The organism is Nitratidesulfovibrio sp. (genome assembly GCF_040373385.1).
Taxonomy (GTDB): domain Bacteria; phylum Desulfobacterota; class Desulfovibrionia; order Desulfovibrionales; family Desulfovibrionaceae; genus Cupidesulfovibrio.
The window spans coordinates 149,217-167,126 of the sequence record NZ_JBDXXH010000004.1 but is presented as its reverse complement, the minus strand read 5'-3'; the positions used below and the strand labels follow the sequence as shown (position 1 = coordinate 167,126).

At 65.2% G+C, this 17,910-nt stretch carries 16 protein-coding genes and 1 tRNA gene; 8 read left to right on the top strand and 9 right to left on the bottom strand.

Annotated features, from left to right (window positions below; translation table 11 throughout):
• Positions 1-105: 105 nt before the first annotated feature.
• From ABWO17_RS09075 to ABWO17_RS09045, 7 genes are all read right to left on the bottom strand, one after another.
• Positions 106-474, bottom strand: coding sequence for a response regulator (locus tag ABWO17_RS09075; protein WP_353117755.1), 369 nt, complete (start codon positions 472-474; stop codon positions 106-108).
• A gap of 10 nt (positions 475-484) precedes the next feature.
• Positions 485-1,165 carry a chemotaxis protein CheW gene (locus tag ABWO17_RS09070; protein ID WP_353117753.1) on the bottom strand — a complete coding sequence of 227 codons (681 nt, stop codon included), beginning with the start codon at positions 1,163-1,165 and terminating at the stop codon, positions 485-487.
• Complete coding sequence (locus tag ABWO17_RS09065) at positions 1,162-1,935, bottom strand: ParA family protein (protein ID WP_353117751.1); 774 nt, start codon at positions 1,933-1,935, stop codon at positions 1,162-1,164. Before ABWO17_RS09065 ends, ABWO17_RS09070 begins: the two co-directional genes overlap by 4 nt.
• Positions 1,920-2,069: a hypothetical protein gene (locus tag ABWO17_RS09060; protein ID WP_353117749.1), complete on the bottom strand. Its 150-nt coding sequence runs from the start codon at positions 2,067-2,069 to the stop codon at positions 1,920-1,922. Before ABWO17_RS09060 ends, ABWO17_RS09065 begins: the two co-directional genes overlap by 16 nt.
• A 46-nt stretch (positions 2,070-2,115) precedes the next feature.
• Positions 2,116-2,994, bottom strand: a complete 879-nt coding sequence (locus tag ABWO17_RS09055) for a CheR family methyltransferase (protein WP_353117747.1) — start codon at positions 2,992-2,994, stop codon at positions 2,116-2,118.
• On the bottom strand, positions 2,994-4,919 hold the full coding sequence (locus ABWO17_RS09050; protein WP_353117746.1) for a HEAT repeat domain-containing protein: 1,926 nt from the start codon (positions 4,917-4,919) through the stop codon (positions 2,994-2,996). Before ABWO17_RS09050 ends, ABWO17_RS09055 begins: the two co-directional genes overlap by 1 nt.
• Positions 4,920-5,088: 169 nt before the next feature.
• Positions 5,089-6,195: a protein-glutamate methylesterase/protein-glutamine glutaminase gene (locus ABWO17_RS09045; protein ID WP_353117744.1), complete on the bottom strand. Its 1,107-nt coding sequence runs from the start codon at positions 6,193-6,195 to the stop codon at positions 5,089-5,091.
• A 297-nt stretch (positions 6,196-6,492) separates the two neighbouring features.
• On the opposite strand from ABWO17_RS09045, the gene ABWO17_RS09040 reads away from it, so the two are divergent.
• From ABWO17_RS09040 to ABWO17_RS09005, 8 genes are all read left to right on the top strand, one after another.
• Positions 6,493-6,570: transfer RNA gene (locus ABWO17_RS09040), tRNA-Pro, on the top strand.
• 129 nt (positions 6,571-6,699) lie between these two features.
• Positions 6,700-6,978: a type II toxin-antitoxin system RelE/ParE family toxin gene (locus ABWO17_RS09035; RefSeq protein WP_353117742.1), complete on the top strand. Its 279-nt coding sequence runs from the start codon at positions 6,700-6,702 to the stop codon at positions 6,976-6,978.
• Positions 6,979-6,988: 10 nt separating this feature from the next.
• Positions 6,989-7,306, top strand: coding sequence for a HigA family addiction module antitoxin (locus ABWO17_RS09030; RefSeq protein ID WP_353117740.1), 318 nt, complete (start codon positions 6,989-6,991; stop codon positions 7,304-7,306).
• 269 nt (positions 7,307-7,575) lie between these two features.
• On the top strand, positions 7,576-8,367 hold the full coding sequence (locus tag ABWO17_RS09025) for a C40 family peptidase (RefSeq protein ID WP_353117738.1): 792 nt from the start codon (positions 7,576-7,578) through the stop codon (positions 8,365-8,367).
• Positions 8,368-8,591: 224 nt separating this feature from the next.
• The gene (locus tag ABWO17_RS09020) at positions 8,592-9,134 is read left to right on the top strand and encodes a GNAT family N-acetyltransferase (RefSeq protein WP_353117736.1); all 543 of its coding nucleotides are present in this window, start codon (positions 8,592-8,594) and stop codon (positions 9,132-9,134) included.
• A gap of 368 nt (positions 9,135-9,502) precedes the next feature.
• Positions 9,503-10,846 (top strand): PQQ-dependent sugar dehydrogenase, encoded by a 1,344-nt coding sequence (locus tag ABWO17_RS09015; RefSeq protein ID WP_353117734.1) that lies wholly within the window; start codon positions 9,503-9,505, stop codon positions 10,844-10,846.
• A gap of 553 nt (positions 10,847-11,399) precedes the next feature.
• Positions 11,400-11,894, top strand: a complete 495-nt coding sequence (locus ABWO17_RS09010) for a YidH family protein (RefSeq protein WP_353117732.1) — start codon at positions 11,400-11,402, stop codon at positions 11,892-11,894.
• Positions 11,895-12,374: 480 nt separating this feature from the next.
• The gene (locus tag ABWO17_RS09005; RefSeq protein WP_035065360.1) at positions 12,375-13,262 is read left to right on the top strand and encodes a flagellin N-terminal helical domain-containing protein; all 888 of its coding nucleotides are present in this window, start codon (positions 12,375-12,377) and stop codon (positions 13,260-13,262) included.
• A gap of 365 nt (positions 13,263-13,627) precedes the next feature.
• On the opposite strand, the gene ABWO17_RS09000 is transcribed toward ABWO17_RS09005, so the two are convergent.
• Complete coding sequence (locus tag ABWO17_RS09000; protein ID WP_353117731.1) at positions 13,628-15,796, bottom strand: RelA/SpoT family protein; 2,169 nt, start codon at positions 15,794-15,796, stop codon at positions 13,628-13,630.
• A gap of 182 nt (positions 15,797-15,978) precedes the next feature.
• The gene (locus ABWO17_RS08995; RefSeq protein ID WP_353117729.1) at positions 15,979-17,709 is read right to left on the bottom strand and encodes a peptide-binding protein; all 1,731 of its coding nucleotides are present in this window, start codon (positions 17,707-17,709) and stop codon (positions 15,979-15,981) included.
• Positions 17,710-17,910 lie beyond the last annotated feature (201 nt).

Here is a 17,910-nt window from a genome sequence, read left to right as displayed (position 1 = left end):
CCGGCGCGGCGCCCTGGCCGCATCCATCGGTTTCCCCGGGCCCCCAGTAAGCCTTGTCGCGGCGCCGTGCCGCGCGTTCAGAACCACTACATTGCAACGTATCGGTCAACCGAGCAGCATCTTTATGTTCTTGACCATCTTTTCCGGCTGGGCGGGCTTGACCATGTACAGGTTGGCGCCAAGGCTCATGCCCAGTTGGATGTCCTTTTCCTGGCCTTCGGTGGACAACACCACGATGGGCAGGTCGCGATAGGCATCCTGCTCGCGCACCGTCTTGATGAAGGTGAACCCGTCCATGCGCGGCATGTTCACGTCGGAGATGATCAGATCGACCTTTTCGGAGGAGTACAGTTTCTCCAGACCGTCGAGTCCGTCCTCTGCCGTGGTAACCTTGAAGCCTTCTTTTTTCATTATGAAGGCAACCAGGTTGCGAACGGTCTTGGAGTCGTCCACGATCAATATATGCTTGCTCATGCGTGCCTCCTCAGCGTTTCAGAACACAGTCGAGTATCTTGTCCACCGAAACGATGCTCACCAGGCGCTCGTCCGCCTTGAGCAGGCCGGACACGAAATCAACGCTGATACCGAGATGCGATTCGATGGCCCAGTCAATATCCTGTTGCGGCACCCGGTACATGGTGTGCACGCGCTCGATCATCATGCCCATTTGCAGGCCGCGCCTGCGGCAGACGATGATGAACTTGTCCTCGCTCTCGCCGCCATCGCCGCCTTCGTACACGCCCAGCAGTTCGCGCAGCCGCACCAGCGGCGTGACGCGCCCGCGAAGGTTGACGATGCCCGCCACGAACGACGGGGCGGCAGGCAGGCGCGTGGGAGCTGCATACTTGATCACTTCCTGCACGGCTTCCGTGGGCACGGCGAATTCCTGGGCACCCAGGAAAAAGCCTACCATCTGCAACACCGGCTCGTTGCGCAGACGGGCGTCCAGAGATTCCGGCTCGTCCTCAAACCCGGCGGCAACGCCCGCCCCGCCCGCGCGGGCAGGATCAATGCCGATGCGGCGCAGGATGTCGCCTTCCTCTACACCAAGATACTTCTGCATGAAGGCCCGTTCGGCGGCGGTGAACTCGCCCCCGCCGCCCGTGCCCGTTTCCGAGCCGAAATCATGCTGGCGGAAGTACTCCTCGGGTGAACGCTGGGTCATGATTGCAGCATCTCTTCGGCCAGCGCGTCGTAGGCACGCGCCCCCCGGCTGTCGGGGTCGAGATCGTAGATCACCCTGCCCTGCGCGCTGGCCTCGCGAAAGCGGGTATCCATGCCGACCACCGTGTTGAACATCTTCGGCCCCATCTTCTGTGCCAGCAGTTCGAGCACCCTGTTGCACGCCTTGGCACGCCTGTCGAACATGGTGGCCAGGGCCCTGTACCGTATGGGCTGCGGCAGCACCTTGTTGAGCACCCGGATGGTGTCGAACAACAGCTTCAGGCCATGCAGCGCCAGAAAATCCGTCTGGATGGGAATGACAAGCAAATCGCAGGCCACCAGCGCGTTCACCAGCAGGATGCCCACATGCGGCGGGCAGTCGATGATGATGAAGTCGTAGTCGTCGCGCACGTGCACGATGGCCTGTTGCAGTATCGCTCCCTTGCCCTTGCGGCCCTTCAGGTCCACATCCAGTTCGGCAAGCTGGATGCTTGCCGGGGCCACGTCCCAGGCCTGCCCTTCGTTGCGGCGCACCAGGCGCTTCCACAGGCCGGGCCAGGCCGTTTCCTCGACCATGAACAGATCGTACATGGTCACGTCCAGGTCCTCCGGATAGAACCGAAGGTGCACCGAGGCGTTGGCGTGCGGATCAAGGTCCATGATCAACACACGCTTGCCCCGACGCGCAAGCGCCGCGCCAAGCGTCAGGGTGGAGGTGGTCTTGCCCACTCCTCCCTTCTGGTTGGCGATGGCCACTACCCGCGCGCCCATCGACCATCCCTTGCGCCCATGTCATCCATGTCATCCATGTCGTCCATGTCGTCCATGTCGTCCATGTCGCTCGTGTCGCTCGTGTCGCCCATGTCCGCCGGGGGCTTTCCGGCCATGCCCACCGCTCTGGGCATGGATAGGTTCCGTTCCGTCACGTTGCCGTCTCCCTTGCCGCCGCCGTCACTCAAGCTTGCGGTAAATGATGGCGCCGGTGTGATGTTCCGGCTTGAAGGCGCGGGTGATGTTGTGCAGCGATTCCGAATGCCCGATGAGCAGAAAGCCGCCCTGCAACAGGTTGTCGTAGAACGAACCGATGACCTGCTTCTTCATCTCGTCGTCGAAATAGATGATCACGTTGCGGCAGAACACGATGTGCGAGCGCTCCACCCGCTTCAGCCCCATGCGGTCGCTGAGGTTGATCTGCCCGAAGTTCACCATCTGCTTCAGCTTGGGGTCCACCTTGAACTGGGTGCCCTCCTTGATGAAGTAGCGGTCGACGATCTCCTTGGGGGTGGTGCGCAGGGCGTAGTCGGAATAGACGCCGCGCCGGGCAGAGGCCAGCACCGCCTCCGACAGGTCGTTCGCGGTGATCTTGATGTCCCAGCTGGCAAGCTCGTTCTTCAGCACCTCGTGCAGGATGATGGCCATGGTGTAAGGCTCTTCACCCGTGGAGCACCCGGCCGACCAGATGCGCAACCGCTTCTGCCCCTTGGCGCGCAGCTCGTTCAGGGTGGTCTTCAGCACGTGTTCCTGAAAAATCTGCAACTGCGGGGGATTTCTGTAGAAGCTGGTTTCGTTGGTGGTCACCACCTCGAACAGCCGGTTGAGCTCCGTCCGCTTGTTGGCGTCGTAGCGCAGGTAGTAATAGTATTCGCCGAAATTCTTGAGGTTCAGTTCCTTGAGGCGGTTCGACAGGCGGTTCTCTACCAGGTACTTGCGGTTTTCCGCGATGTAGATGCCGCATTGCTGGTAGATGAAGTCGCGCAGTTGCACGAACTCCTCGTCGGAGATCTTCTGTTCCTTGCGCAGCGTGATGGAGTTGGAGAACAGCGAGGACATCAGTCATCCACTCCTTGTTCGTCGTGGATGCGGGCAGCCGCCGACTCGGCGGCCTGCTGGACTTCGGGGTCATCCGATTCCATCAGGTGCAGCAGCGCCCGGAACGCGACATTGCCCCCTATGGCGCCCAGCGCCTCCACCACCTTCAGCAGCACCAGGTGCCCGGCGCTATCCGTCAGGGCCACCAGTTGCGGCACGGCGTCGGCATCCTTCAGCGAACCCAGCGCCTCGATGGCCCGCACCCGCACCCAATCGTCGGGGTCGTCCAGGGCCTGGATCAGGTAGGGAAAGACGTTGCCTTCGCCGCAGTTGCCCAGCAGTTCGATGAGGGCCAGGCGCACCTCGCGGTTTTCGTCGTGCAGCCGGGGCACCACCAGTTCCAGCCGCGCGCTGGTGAAGGGGCAGACGTTGGCCACCGCCTCCAGCGCCACCTTGCGCACGTCGGGCACTTCGTCCTCCAGCGCTTCGGTGAGTTCGGCCAGGTTCTCATCCACGTCAAAGCGCCCCATGGCGTACACGGCCATCATGCGATGCAGCGGGTCGGGGCTGCGAAACGATTCGCGGAAGCGGGCGTTCATGGCGGGGTTGTTCAGGGCGATGCACGCGTCGAGCGCGGCTTCCTTCACGTCGTCGTAGGGGTGTTCCAGCAGGGCCAGCATGCGCTCGCCCGCCTCCACCGCCTTGGCCCGGCGGCCCAGGTAGTGCAGCGCCGCCTTCAGCACGTGGGCATCGTTGTGCCGGTCCAGCACGTCGATGAAGAAGTCGCGGTCGCTGGGGTCGCAACGTTCGGCCAGCACCGTGGACATGGACCGCTGCGCGTCGCGCGGCTTGTCCCAGAACACCCCGCGCAGCACGTCTATGCCGTGGCGGCTGGGCATGCTCCGGATGGCCTCGACGAGGATGAGCAGGGTGTGCTCGTCGTCGCTGCGCACGTGGCGGTCCACCGCGCTGTTGAAGCCGATGTCGGCCAGGCTGCGCACGCAGGCCACCAGGCGCTCGTGGTCGCGGTCGGGGTCCAGCGCCACGGCCACCTTCAGCACGGCCTCCGTCGCCTCTGCCCCGCCGATGCTGGCAAGGCCGCGCATGGCGGCGTTCTGCACGTCCTCGTCCTCGTCGTCCATGGCGGCCAGCAGGTAGTCGCGCAGGCGCAACCGCTCCTTCTCGCCCAGCAGGGACAGCGACTTGCCGCCCAGCACGTTGACGATGGCCTTGGCGATCTTGTTGCGCAGCGGCCCGGGCGACTTGTCCAGGCGTTTGAGCAGCAGCGGCACGGCCTTGATGTTGCCCATCTCGCCAAGGGCGTCCACGATCATGGAGGCCACCAGGTCCGAGGCCGCGTCCAGCGCCTTGACCAGCGCATTGACCGACGATTCGGCCCGGATCTTTGTCAGCGCCTCGATGACCGAGAATTGCACCCATTCCTCGTCCATCATGGCCTTGTTCAGGCATTCCGCCGCCTCTGGAAAGGCCAGGGTGCCAAGGCTGACGGCGGCCTGATAGCGCACGTTGACCTCTGGGTCGCGCAGCAGGGCGTCGCACAGCGAAGGCACCGCGAGGATGCTTTCCGAGGTGCCGAGGATGTCGGATGCGAAGATGCGCATGTCGGGGTCGTCGTCATGCAACAGCTGCTTCAGCGAGTCGAAGTCGTCGGCCCCGATCTCGCGCAGCACGTCCATGGCGATGTTGCGGATTGGCGCGTCGTCCGACCGCAACAGGGGCAGCACCCCGCGCACGGCGGCTACCCCGCCGATCTTGCGCAGGGCCCGGTCGGCCGCTTCCTGCACCCCGATGTTGTGGCTTTGGATGTGCGCCACCAGATGCGGTACGGCGCTTTCCAGCCGAAGGTTCCCGGCGGCATAGGCCGCCTCGCGGATTGCCTCGACGTCGTCGCCCTGGAGTTGCTCGATGATCTGCTGTTCGGACATACTCCCGTCCTTCCGTGGAATGGCTGGCCCTATTGCCTGACCCGGTGCCGCCCTGCGGCCTTTCCGCCCTGTTCCGGCACCCGAACGCATCGGTCTTGGTCCGGTCGCGTTCGGCGCCGTGCCCACCGGGCACCCTGCAGCACCGCGCCAGCGCGGTGTCCTGCCTGGGCTACTTGTACAGTCCCGCCATTATGGCAGAGGCCATGTCATCTATGTCTATGATTTCATCGGCCAGTCCGGCATCCACGATGGCCTTGGGCATGCCGTAGACCACGCAGGTGGCGTCACTCTGGGCCAATGCCCGGCCACCCTTCTGCTTCAGCACGCGCACGCCTTCCAGGCCATCGCTGCCCATGCCGGTAAGGATGACCCCCAGAGTACGGCGGCCCATGGCCTGCGCCACCGACTCGATGAGCACGTTGGCCGAGGGCTTGTACAGCGCCTCCGTCGGTTCGGGGGTAACCACCACCTCTACCATGCTGATCTTCTGGTCCACCCGCAAATGCTTGCCGCCCGGCGCGATGTAGGCGGTGCCGGGGCGCAGGCGCTCTCCGTTTTCCGCTTCCTTCACCGCTATGCTGCACACGCCGTCCAGCCGCTTGGCGAAGGGGCCGGTGAACGCGGCGGGCATGTGCTGGGCAATGAGGATGCTGGCGGGAAAGTCCGCCGGAAGCCGCGACAGCACCTTCTGCACGGCGGGCGGTCCGCCGGTGGAAACGCCGATGGCCACGATGTCTCGCACCGGGCGCCCCGTACGCGGGGTAAGCACCGGGCGCGAACCGTCGCCACCCGTGGCCGTGGAACCCGTGGAAGAAGACGCGAAAGCGCCCCCATCGCCCACGGGGCGGGGGGCGCGAAACGAGCGGGGGGTACGCAGAAACTTGCGGCGCGAAATTTCCTTCACCTTCTCTCGCAGCTCATCCTCTATGCGCACGATGTCCAGGGAAACCTTGGACAACTGCTTGGGGATGAAATCCACGGCGCCCAGTTCAAGGGCCTTCAGGGTGGACTCCGCCCCTTCCGTGGTCAGCGAGCTGACCATCAGCACCGGACGGGGCATTTCCATCATGATGCGGCGCAACGCGGTAAGCCCGTCCATGCGCGGCATTTCGATGTCCAGGGTCACCACGTCCGGGTTGTGCTTGCGCACCAGTTCAAGCCCTTCCTCACCGTCGCGGCCCACGGCCACCACGCTGATTTCGGGGTCTTTTTCGAGCATGCTGGAAAGCGCCTTGCGCATGAAGGCGGAATCATCGACAACGACAACCGTGATCACTCGGGTCTCCTAGGGAACGTCCGGGCGTCGGGTTCCTCCCTCTACCGGAACGACATGTTCCGGCCCCGGAACTTGCGTGCGATTCGCAGTGGCTATCCGTATCGTGGGCCAAGCATCCCGGTGCTGCCGCCCAGGCACGATGCGTTCGGGGCGATGCGCCCGCGCTGCGCGCCTCTGGGCCACGAAGCCGCCAGTAAACTTGGCCGTATGTACAATAGGTGAACGCACTCTTTTTGACAACCGCCCATAAAAACGCTTGCCATTACCTTCCGCCCGCGCTAAACACCACTTCCTCGACGGGATGTGGCTCAGCTTGGCTAGAGCGCAGCGTTCGGGACGCTGAGGCCGGAGGTTCGAATCCTCTCATCCCGACCAGAATGGTCGAAGGGCTTGTGGTTACCGCCACAAGCCCTTTTTCCGTTGGTGCGCGTGCACGCCGGACAGGATTGACAGGCCGGGCCACACAGCCTAGTTTACCGTTAAACGGTAAACGCCGGGCGGATAATGATCTCGTCATTCAAGTGCAAGGAAACACGGGCTCTCTTTGAGGGGGCACCAATCCGCAGATTCACCGCCTTCGCCAGCGTCGCCCTGCGCAAGCTCGACATGCTCGACGCCGCTGCCTGCCTTGACGACCTGCGCATTCCGCCCGCCAACCGCCTCGAAACACTCAAAGGCGACCGGCAAGGGCAGCACAGCATACGGATCAACGACCAGTGGCGCATCTGCTTCGTCTGGCGAGACGGAACAGCCCACGCTGTAGAAATCGTGGATTACCATTAAGGAGGCCGCCATGCGCACCCGTACCCACCCCGGCGAAATCCTGCGCGAAGAATTCCTGACTCCTCTGGGCATCACGCCACATGCCCTTGCCGTTGCCCTTGGCGTGCCCGCCACGCGCATCTCGGATATCGTCCACCTGCGGCGTGGCGTCACCGCCGACACGGCGGCACGGCTCTCGCGCTTCTTCGGCACCAGCGCCGCGTTCTGGATGAACCTTCAGGCGGCGTACGATCTGTCCATAGTGGAACGCGACAAGGGCGACGACCTGCTGCACATACGCCCCCACCCTTCCGCAGGCGCGTCCCCGGCGTGCTGCCCTCCCCAATAACACCCCCCTGTTTTTCTTCAGAATTCACCCGCGCGTTGGCAGACACCTTGCGCCCCCCGTCACGAGCGGGTTGCCAAAACGTCGTTTTCTTGGCACCAAGAAGGCGACGGCATGAAACACCCGTGTTCCGCTGCCGCGTAGGTACGCCTGACCTTGTCCGACTCCACAGAACGCCGGTTGGCCGCAGGCCCCAGCAATGCAGGGCGTGCCGCCGCACACGGCGAATTCGACCTGCAAGCCACCACCACCGCCAACACCACCGAGCCGCCATGCACATGACGACAAAGCACGGACCGTCGCCGCTATTCCGCGCCTGCGCCCGCATTTTGCCGCTGCTGCTTGCCCTGGCCCTGGCCGGTCCTGCTTGTGTCCGTCAGCTCGGGCAGCCCAGGCAGCCCGTTCAGGCCGATCGGGCCGCGCAAGACGCAGGCCAGTCCGCCGCCACGGCAGAATCCGCCCTCTCCAACGAGGGGGCCGGGGCATCCTGCGAAATCACATCCCGCGCCGAGGCTTCCGCCCATCTCGACGACACCGATTCCCGGTTTTCCGAGGACGAGGAGGACGGCGACGACACCCTGGCCGACGGCGTGCTCAGCGACATCGCCGAACTGGACGAAGCCCTGGCCGCCATGGACGAAGCCGACGGACTTCACCCCAAGGCGGAAGAAGCCGACGACGACATGAGCGCCATCGATGCCCGCATGCGGCTGGTCAACGTGGCCATGTCCAAGCTGGGCACCCGCTACCGCAGGGGTGGCGTTGGCGAAACCGGCTTCGACTGCTCCGGCTTCACCGGCTGGGTGTACGAGAACGTGGGCGTTGATCTGCCGCGCAGTTCGCAATCACAGTTTCTGGAAGGGCGCTCCATCCGCCGCGAGCAACTGCAAACCGGAGATCTGGTGTTCTTCAAGCGCAACAAGAAGCGGCGCATTCACCACGTGGGCATCTATCTGGAAGACGGCAAGTTCATCCACAGCAGTTCGTCCGACGGCGTGGTCATCTCGAAACTGAACGCCAAGCCGTGGTGCAACCAGTGGGCCGGGGCCAAGCGGGTGTTCTAGGCGAGCCGCCTTTCATATCGCACCCCTGCGCGCCGGGCCTGCCCGGCGCGTTCGTTTTTGGTAACGCCGCAACGGCCCCCGCATCCGTTGCCGGGCGGCCCCCGCACCACGCCCGCGCGCATCCGCAACCTGCCCGCCTTCATCGTGTTGTTGCGGGCCGGGCCGCGCTCTGATACGCCGAAACCGCGCGGCATCCGCCGCCCGCAACCCAAACCCTCCCCCCCATGCACCCCACACACGCCAGTTGCGTAACCCACCTGACCGTCGAACCCGCTGCCGACCCGGAAATCCATCCCTATACCATTGATGCGCTGCACGACGGGCGCGTGGTGGGACGGCTGCGGGGCTTTGTCCTTGAATACCACAACCTCGAAGGCGTGGCCGCGCTGGCCGGACTGAACCACGACGACCTGCGCGAGGCCGTGAACGCCGTACGCTTCGCCATGGCCGCCACCCACGATGCCCCCATCTCGTACGTGGACGTGCTGCTGGTGGCCCCCGCCTACCGGGGCTACGGCCTGGCCCGCCAGATGCTGGAGCGCTCGTGGCTGCATGCCGACTGCGGCGCATCGCTGCTGCGCCCATGCCCCTTGCAATTCTGCCTGGACTGGCTGTGCCCGGAAGACCTGGCCCTCATCGGCCCGCAGTGCATAGGGGTGGACCCCAAGCGCTCGCTGGTCAGCCTGACCAGGTTCTACCAGCGCATCGGCTATGCGGCCCTGCCGGGCACCGACTTCTGGTGGCGCCCCCTGCCGCTGCAACGCTGACGCATTCCGCGCCGCTCCCCCTCGATCTTCCGCGCCGTTCTTTCCCGCACGACGGTGCTTGCCATTTTCACGCGGCCCTGCAAGGGTGACGCATACGGACCGGTCCCCCGCACGGGGCCGCGCCGCGTATCGCGCGCCCGGTGCCGGGTGCCGCCCGCCGATCACGTCCACGCACAGCACCCGTCACCCCGCAGGGAGGCCGCATGCGCACCGTGACCGCCCCATCCGCCCCTTTCCCATGCATCCGCCCACCGGGCCAGGCTCACCCCGCAACTCCGGCGTGGCCCACCGGACACGCCATCCCGCATCGACGCCCCGTGCCGTCCGTGCCGGTCCGGCTGCTCCGCCCGATCGGGCTGCTCCGACTGATGAGGCTGCTCGGGCTGATCCGACTGACGAGGCTGATCGGGCTGCTCGGGCGGCTCCGTCCGAACAGGCTGGCCGTCTGCATCATGCCGGCCATGGCCATCTGGCTGGTGGCGGTGTTCTGGCTGATGACGCCGCCCGGCAGCGCATGGGCCACCACTTCCGACCCGGTCCGGACCGGGTTGCCCCTTGCCGCCCCGCGCCCCCTGGTGGCCCTTTCCGTGGCGCCCCCGGCCCCGGCCGCGCTGGCCGTGCCCGACGACCTGCCCCTGGGGGAACTGCGCCTGCCGCCGGGCTTCACGGTGGAACTGTACGCCCGGGTGCCCAACGGCCGGCAGATGGCCCTTGGCACGCGCACCCTGTTCGTTGGCTCCATGCGCGCGGGGCAGGTGCACGCCCTTCCCCTGGATGACACGCTGCGCCCCATGCGCGTGTTGCGCCTTGCGGAGGGGCTGGCGCTGCCCGCCGGGGTGGCCTTTCACAAGGGGGCGCTGTACGTGTCCGCCGTGTCGCGCCTGCTGCGCTACGACCGGGTGGAGGAATGGGCGCATGCCCAGACCGGCTCCCCGTCGACCGTCCTTGCCGCCCCGGCATCCGACCGGACCTCCCCGCCGCCGTCACCGACCGTCGTGCGCGCCGACCTGCCGTCGGAAACGCACCACGGCGCCAAGGTGCTGGGCTTCGGGCCGGACGGCCTGCTCTACGTACCCGTGGGCGCGCCCTGCAACATCTGCCGCACCGGCCCGCGCCACGGCGTCATCCTGCGCATGCGGCCCGACGGCACCGACGAAGAGGTGTTCGCGCGCGGGGTGCGCAACACCGTGGGGTTCGACTGGCACCCGGAAACCCGCGAACTGTGGTTCACCGACAATGGTCGCGACTGGCTGGGTGACGATCTGCCCCCCGACGAACTGAACCACGCCCCCGCGGCGGGGCTGGACTTCGGCTTTCCGTACTGCCACGGCGGCACCATTGCCGATCCGGAATATGGCAGCCTCGGCAGCTGCGCCGCCGCCACGCCCCCCGCGCGCAACCTTGGGCCGCACGTGGCCTCGCTGGGCATGGTCTTCTACACCGGGCGGCAGTTTCCCGCCGAATATCGGGGGCAGGTGTTCATCGCGGAACATGGTTCCTGGAACCGTTCCGCGCGCATCGGCTATCGGGTGACGCTGGTGCGGCTGGAAGGGGGGCGGGCCGTGTCCTACGAACCCTTCGCGGAAGGCTGGCTGCGCGGCGGCTCCCCGTGGGGAAGGCCCGCAGCCCTGCTGATGCTGCCGGACGGCTCGCTGCTGGTGGCCGACGACTATGCCGGGGCCATCTACCGCATCCGCTACGCCGGGCGCTGAATCCCCCTGAATGCATCCTGATTGCCGGGTCACCGGATACCAGCCGGTATCGCCCCGGTGGCGTTATGACTCCGGACAGGCTCCGGACCGAATCCGGCCCGACACGAAAAGGCATGGCGCGGAGCGCATAAGGGATGAGGAGTGCCGCCGCCACCGACAGCGCGTGGGGTTGCCATTTTCCCGGCGCGCGCTACTATCCAAGGGTCGCAAACGTCACCGCAACGACCAGAGGTTTTGCATGGCTACCCTGCCCGCATCCGCCTGTTCGGCAGACCCCGCGCCCAGAGCGGCGTCCGGCATGGCCTCGGGCACAGCCCGTGGTTCGGCTTGCGGCCCGCGCCACGGGGCCGGGGCGTCCGAAGGGCCTGCGCGCCGGTTCCGGTTGGTGCTGGTCTGCGCGTTGGCGCTGGCCCTCGCGCTCGCGCCGGGCTGCGTCGTGCGCTCACGCGGCCAGTATGACGTAAGCGTGGGCAAGACTTCCCGCTCCTGACCGCGCCCACACCACCGGACAAGCACCCTTTCACACGCCACGCCTGCACCCGCCGGACGCACCATGACCAAGCCCGCACACCCCGCCCAATCCGAACAATCCGGACGTAGCGGCGAACACGCCGCAGCGCCCATCCCTGCCGCAGGCCAGCCCGCCACCCCGACCAGACAGCCCGCCCCCATGGACTTTCAGGCCGTTGCCCCGGCCCCGCCCGCAGGGCATGACGAGCCTGCCTGCCCGCCGCCCCCCGCGCCCATCATCATCAACGAGGCGCAACTTATCCTGGCGGAAAAGCGCACGTCGCTGGCCGCGTTGCGCACCGGCATCGCCATCGTGGCCCTGCCCATGTCGCTGACCACCTTTCTCATCGCCACCTCGCGCTACTACGACACCGCAGATGTGCTGCACTTCCTGCTGCCCGTGGGCGGACTGAACCTGGCCCTGCTGGTGCTGGGCACGTGGCTGTCGCTGCGGGCCGTGCGCCGCCTGCGCCAGCAGGAACAGATGCTGCGCCTGCTCAAGGAACGCAACGGCGCCCTGGCCGAATTCCTGAAATAGCGCACCCGGCTCCCGCCAGCAGCCACATCGTCCGTATTCCCCTGCCTGCCCGTCCGTACCCGGCCCGTTCGGCATCCGCCGTGCGGGCCTTCCTGCATCTGCCAGGGCATGCCGGTAAGCGCGCGCCCCCCCTGCCCCGGCGCAGGATGCTACGCCCATGCCTGCGCGCCGCGCCCGTGGCTTCTGGGGAAGCGAGGGGAGCGGCCTACAACCTTTCCCGCACGCTGGCACCCCCTTTTTTCAGAAAATAACGCGGCAAATAATATGTGCAATCACAGCATGATACGCAAAAACCACAGGATAAAACAAAAAAAGTTACCGCCCAGCCCTAAAGGGGTTTTTATAGCCGCCGATACGACATGCGAGTGGGGAGGGGAGAATCTACGGCCATCCGGAGGTGATTTCCGCGCCACAGGCGCAAGGCCGCGTCCCCCTAGTTGGCAATGGAAGTCGTGACGACACATTCAAGGAGGAATGGTCATGTCACTGGTTATCAATCACAACTTGATGGCGATGAACGCCACAAACAACCTGAGCCTGTCGTACGGCAAGCTCGCCACCTCCGTGCGTCGGCTCTCTTCGGGCCTGCGCGTGGGCACGGCTGCCGACGACGCCGCCGGTCTCGCCATCCGCGAATTGATGCGTGCCGACATCGCGTCGCTCAACCAGGGCGCGCGCAACGCCAACGACGCCATCTCGCTGATCCAGACCGCCGACGGCGCCCTGGGCGTCATCGACGAAAAGCTGATCCGCATGAAGGAACTGGCCGAACAGGCTGCCACCGGCACCTACACCTCGGACCAGCGCCTGATCATCGATTCGGAATACCAGGCCATGGCCTCGGAAATCACCCGAATCGCCAACTCCACCGACTTCAACGGTGTGCACCTGCTGAACGGGCACCTTTCGGGCGCCCACGACGGCTCGGGCATCGAAGCCTCCGGCAAGCTCAAGGTGCACTTCGGCTCGGCCAACGACTGCGCGGAAGACTACTACTACATCAAGATCGGCAACGCGACCGCGTCCGCCCTTGGTGTGGGTGCCCAGGCCGCCGACGGCAAGGGCAAGTCCATCTCCACCCAGTCGGCGGCGCAGGCCGCCCTGGAGGGCCTGACCAACGCCATCATCTCCAAGGACAAGATCCGCGCCTCGCTCGGCGCCCTCCAGAACCGTCTGGAAAACACCATCAGCAACCTGCAGATCCAGGCCGAAAACCTTCAGGCCGCCGAGTCGCGCATATCGGACGTGGACGTGTCGATGGAAATGACGGAATTTGTGCGCCAGCAGATTCTGTCCCAGTCGGCCGTGGCCATGCTTTCGCAGGCCAACTCGCTGCCCCGTCTCGCGTTGAACCTGTTGGGCACGTAATAGGAGGGCGGGACGGCAAACCAGGATTTTTCATCCGCTGGCAAGGAAAGCGAACCGGGCATGAGGGAGTATACTCTTTCCGTATTCGACCGAAATGGACGGTGAAGCCTGACGCAGCCAGCGGGGAAAAGGACGGTTTGCAGCACGCCCGATGCAGGGGAAAGACAAGGACCCCGTCAATCCCGACGAGACTTCCTGACCATGCCGGGGCCGCGGGCATACACACCCAAGGGAAACGGCCAGCCTCTCCACTCACAAGCGCCAGCAAAAGGGGCCTCCGCAAGGAGGCCCCTCTTTTGTCGCACGCGGTGCGAAAAGCCCGGCGTGGAACGCACGGAACCATGCCTTCCGTGCCCGCCCCGTTTCTATTCCATGGTCGAGGTGGAACGCAGCACCTCCACCACCTCGGGCAGCTTGCGCAGCTTGTCCAGCGCCCGGTACAGGTGCGCCACGTCGCGCACCTCCACGGTAAAGTCCACTTCCGACTTGCCGTCCACCATGGAACGCATGTTGCCGGAATCAATGTTGACGTTCTCTTCGGCCAGCAGTGCGGTAATCTGGGCCAGCACACCCTTTTCGTTACGGCACACTAAGTGGATGCGCGCCGGATAGGGCTTGTCCTCCTGCCCGTCCCAGAACACCGAGATGAGCCGTTCCGGCTCCATGGTCTGCACGTTGGCACAGTCCGAGGTGTGTACCGTCACCCCGCGCCCCCGGCTGATGAAGCCGATGATGGGATCGCCCGGCAGCGGGTTGCAGCAGCGGGCAAAGCGCACCAGGATGTCGTCCACCCCCTTGATGCTCACGCTGTCCGCCCGGCGGTTGGCCTCGCGCGTGGCGGCGCTGGCGGCGCTGGCCTCGGCTGCCTTGGCGGCTTCTTCCGCCGCGGCTTCCTCGTCCTTGGGCAACAGGCGCTTCAGCACCTTCTTGGGGGTGTAGCGGGCATAGCCCACGTTGGACAGCAGGTCCTCCACGCTGCCCAGCGAAAGTTCCTTGATAATGGGCAGCAGGTCGCCGTCGCGCAGGGCCTTCATGATGTTGATGCCCATGCGCCGCCCTTCCTTTTCCAGCATCTCGCGCCCCAGCGCGATGGACCGTTCGCGCTCCTCGGTGCGGATGTAGTGCTGGATGCGGCTGCGGGCCTTGGCCGTCTTGACGAACTTCAGCCAGTCGCGGCTGGGCCGCCGACCATTGTCGGTGATGACCTCTATGGTGTCGCCGCTCTTCAGGGCGGTGCCCAGCGGCACCAGCTTGCCGTTGACCTTGGCGCCGGCACAGTGGTTGCCCACCTCGGTATGGATCAGGTAGGCGAAATCTATGGGGGTTGCCCCTTCCGGCAGTTCCTTCACGTCGCCGCGCGGGGTGAACACGTACACCTCGTCCTTGAACAGGTCGAGGCGCAGCGACTGCATGAACTCCTTGGAATCCGTCTCCAGCTTCTGGCGGTCCAGGATCTCGTGCAGCCAGGTGAACTGCTCGAGGTCGCGCGGGTTCACCCGGCCGCCTTCCTTGTACAGCCAGTGCGAGGCCACGCCGTGTTCCGCCAGGCGGTGCATTTCCTCGGTGCGGATCTGGATTTCCATGCGCTCGCCTTCCGGCCCGATGACCGTGGTGTGCAGGCTGCGGTACCCGTTGGCCTTGGGCATGGAGATGTAGTCCTTGAACCGCCCGTGCACCGGCTTCCACTGGGCGTGCATCAGGCCGAGCACGGCATAGCAGTCGCGCAGGTCGTCCACGATCACCCGAAAGGCGATGATGTCGTGCATGTCGTCCAGCGTCAGGTCCTGCTGCACCATCTTCTTGTAGATGCTGTACTTGTGCTTGATGCGCCCGCGCACCTCGCCCTTGATCTCGTTCTTCTCCAGTATCTCGCGGATGCGGGTGATGACCCGCTCGATGTAGTGGCTTTCCACCACCTGGTTGGTGTCCAGCCATTCGTCGATCTGGGCGTAGACATCGGGCTTCAGGTAGCGGAAGCTCAGGTCCTCGAGTTCCAGCTTGATGCGGTGCAGCCCCAGCCGGTTGGCCAGCGGGGCATAGATGTCCATGGTTTCCTGGGCGATCAGCTTCTGCTTGTGCGACTTCTGGAAGCCCAGGGTGCGCATGTTGTGCAGGCGGTCGGCCAGCTTGACGATGAGCACCCGGATGTCATGCGCCATGGCCAGGATCATCTTGCGGATGTTCTCGGCCTGGGCCTCTTCCTTGCTCTCGAAGGTCATCTGGCTGATCTTGGTGACGCCATCCACCACGTCGGCCACTTCTTCGCCGAACAGGGTGTCGATGTCCTCGATGTTCACGGTGGTGTCTTCCACCGTGTCGTGCAGCAGCCCGGCAGCAATGGCCGCCTCGTCGAAGCGCATTTCCGCCAGGGTGTAAGCCACCGCCAGCGGGTGCGAAAGGTACGGCTCGCCCGAAAGGCGCGTCTGACCCGCGTGCGCGGCGGCCGCGTACACGTAGGCCTTCTGTATGAGGGCAAGATCGGCGTTCTTGTTGACCGACGCCACCTTGTCGAGAACGTCCTGGATGCGGATCATGCGATTCTGGCCCGTGTGCGTCGGCCAGGGCGGGATGACGCCATGGCCGGAGTTGGCTGTGTGTTCCCGCCGGTCACTACCGCGAAATCGCGCGCACCCGGCGGCGGGGCCGGGTGCGGTGGAAGAAGCTGAATGTACGCTCTTAAGGGGCTGTTTCCGAAAAAGGCCCCGGAATCACGCCATTACTGTTGCATGCGATACCGCTGCTGCTCGCGCGGCGTCCACCAGCGGGTGAAGTTGTGGGTCAGCCCCGCCGGGGCGGGTTCCAGCCCCTGAAAGCGCGCACTGACGATGGGCAGCGAATACGGCGTGTACAGGAAGCAGTACGGCTGGTCGCGATGCAGGATTTGCTGGAACCGGTCGTACAGCTTCTTGCGCTCGGCTTGGTCGAAGGTGGAGCGGGCGCGCTCCAGCAGGTCGTCCACCTCGGGGTTCTTGTAGCCCACGAAGTTCAGCCCGCCGGGCACTGCCTTGGACGAATGCCACACGTCGTACAGGTCGGGGTCTTGCAGGATGTTCCAGCCCAGCAGCACGGCGTCGAAGCGCCCCTTGTCCACGAATTCCTTAATGAACGCCGCCCATTCCACCGTACGTATCTTCACGTCGATACCCACGGACTTCAGCTGGCTCTGGATGATGGTGGCGGCCTTGATGCGCTGGTCGTTGCCCTGGTTGGTCAGGATGGTGAACGCGAAGGGGGCGCCGTCCCGGTCGATGACCCCGTCGCCGTTGGTGTCGGCCCAGCCTGCCTGGGCCAGCAGTTCCCGGGCCTTGGCAGGATCATATGGATAATCATCAATTTTGTCATTGTATACCCAGGTGCCCGGCTTGTACGGCCCCACGGTGGGCATGCCCTGCCCCAACAGCACCCCGGCCACCAGCGCCTTGCGGTCGATGGCGCAGGTAAGCGCCTGGCGCACCGCCACATCCTTGAACATGGGCAGCGCCAGGTTGTAGCCAAGGTAGCTGTAGCCAAAGGACAGGTACTGGAACTTGCGCCAGGCCAGGTCCCACTCGGCCCCGTTGGTCTGGTGCAGATACTGCTGCGGGCTCAGGCTCATCATGTCCAGGCGCTGGGCCTTCAGTTCCAGGAACATGGTGGAAAGGTCGGGGATGACCCGGTAGACCACCTCGTCGATGTACGGGCGGCCCAGGAAATAGGTGGGGCTGGCCTCCAGCGTCAGGCGGGTGCCCGCCTCCCATTCCTTCAGCCGGTATGGCCCGGCGCCTACGGGCTTGCGCGAGAAGGGCGTGCTCATCAGGTCCTGCCCTTCCAGCAGGTGCCTGGGCATGATGCCGTGCATCCAGGTGATCAGCGAGCGGGCAAAGGGCTTGGCGTAGCGCACCTCGAACGACAGCGGCCCCGTCTTGCGGAATGCCTGTATGGCCAGGTAGTCCTCGGCGTAGGGGGTGGGGGTTTTGGGGTCCACCATCAGCTTGTAGGTGAACTCCACATCGTCGGCGGTCAGGGGCTTGCCGTCTTCCCAGCGGATGTCGTCGCGCAGGGTGAAGCGCAACAGGGTGCCGTTCTCCAGCACTTCGTACGAGGCGGCGGCCCACTTCTCGATGTTCAGGTCCTTGTCGTAGCGCAACGGGGCCACGAACAACTGCTCGCTGACCTCGTGCGACGAGGCGTCGGAGGCGATGAACGGCAAGAGGTTGGACGGTTCGCCGATGGTGCCGAGGATGATGCGGTCGCCGGTTACCGGCTCTCCGGGCGAGGCTTGCGGGAGGGGCGCGTTGCCCCCGGCGGCGGTGGCGTTGGCGCCCGTGGTGCCGTTCTTGTCGCCGCCCTTGCCGCCGCCAGTGGGGGCGGAATCGCCGCAGGCGGACAACAGCAGGCACAGCAGAAGCGCCAGAAGGTACAGGCCGGTACGCGCGGCGCGCGGCGCGGACGGAGCGGTGCGGTTCATGCGATTGCCTCCGGCTATTGCCTATTCCCGTGGATGGGGTATGATTTCAAGATGGCATGGGCACATCCCAGCGCGTGGCGCGCCGGATTTTCCCCGAGCGCGTTGGATATCATTGTCCCGCGCCGTGAGCAAACGCCCTTGCTATTGATAATGGCGCAATTTTGGACTAAACTAGTCAATTGCGCTTCGTACGGGGGGTCA

What these genes read in the sequence shown, in the direction of transcription:
- ABWO17_RS09075 (WP_353117755.1), bottom strand. Translation starts at nt 474, where the DNA reads ATGAGCAAGCATATATTGATCGTGGACGACTCCAAGACCGTTCGCAAC.
- ABWO17_RS09070 (WP_353117753.1), bottom strand. Translation starts at nt 1,165, where the DNA reads ATGACCCAGCGTTCACCCGAGGAGTACTTCCGCCAGCATGATTTCGGC.
- ABWO17_RS09065 (WP_353117751.1), bottom strand. Translation starts at nt 1,935, where the DNA reads ATGGGCGCGCGGGTAGTGGCCATCGCCAACCAGAAGGGAGGAGTGGGC.
- ABWO17_RS09060 (WP_353117749.1), bottom strand. Translation starts at nt 2,069, where the DNA reads ATGCCCAGAGCGGTGGGCATGGCCGGAAAGCCCCCGGCGGACATGGGC.
- ABWO17_RS09055 (WP_353117747.1), bottom strand. Translation starts at nt 2,994, where the DNA reads ATGTCCTCGCTGTTCTCCAACTCCATCACGCTGCGCAAGGAACAGAAG.
- ABWO17_RS09050 (WP_353117746.1), bottom strand. Translation starts at nt 4,919, where the DNA reads ATGTCCGAACAGCAGATCATCGAGCAACTCCAGGGCGACGACGTCGAG.
- ABWO17_RS09035 (WP_353117742.1), top strand. Translation starts at nt 6,700, where the DNA reads ATGATCTCGTCATTCAAGTGCAAGGAAACACGGGCTCTCTTTGAGGGG.
- ABWO17_RS09030 (WP_353117740.1), top strand. Translation starts at nt 6,989, where the DNA reads ATGCGCACCCGTACCCACCCCGGCGAAATCCTGCGCGAAGAATTCCTG.
- ABWO17_RS09025 (WP_353117738.1), top strand. Translation starts at nt 7,576, where the DNA reads ATGCACATGACGACAAAGCACGGACCGTCGCCGCTATTCCGCGCCTGC.
- ABWO17_RS09020 (WP_353117736.1), top strand. Translation starts at nt 8,592, where the DNA reads ATGCACCCCACACACGCCAGTTGCGTAACCCACCTGACCGTCGAACCC.
- ABWO17_RS09015 (WP_353117734.1), top strand. Translation starts at nt 9,503, where the DNA reads ATGAGGCTGCTCGGGCTGATCCGACTGACGAGGCTGATCGGGCTGCTC.
- ABWO17_RS09010 (WP_353117732.1), top strand. Translation starts at nt 11,400, where the DNA reads ATGACCAAGCCCGCACACCCCGCCCAATCCGAACAATCCGGACGTAGC.
- ABWO17_RS09005 (WP_035065360.1), top strand. Translation starts at nt 12,375, where the DNA reads ATGTCACTGGTTATCAATCACAACTTGATGGCGATGAACGCCACAAAC.
- ABWO17_RS09000 (WP_353117731.1), bottom strand. Translation starts at nt 15,796, where the DNA reads ATGATCCGCATCCAGGACGTTCTCGACAAGGTGGCGTCGGTCAACAAG.
- ABWO17_RS08995 (WP_353117729.1), bottom strand. Translation starts at nt 17,709, where the DNA reads ATGAACCGCACCGCTCCGTCCGCGCCGCGCGCCGCGCGTACCGGCCTG.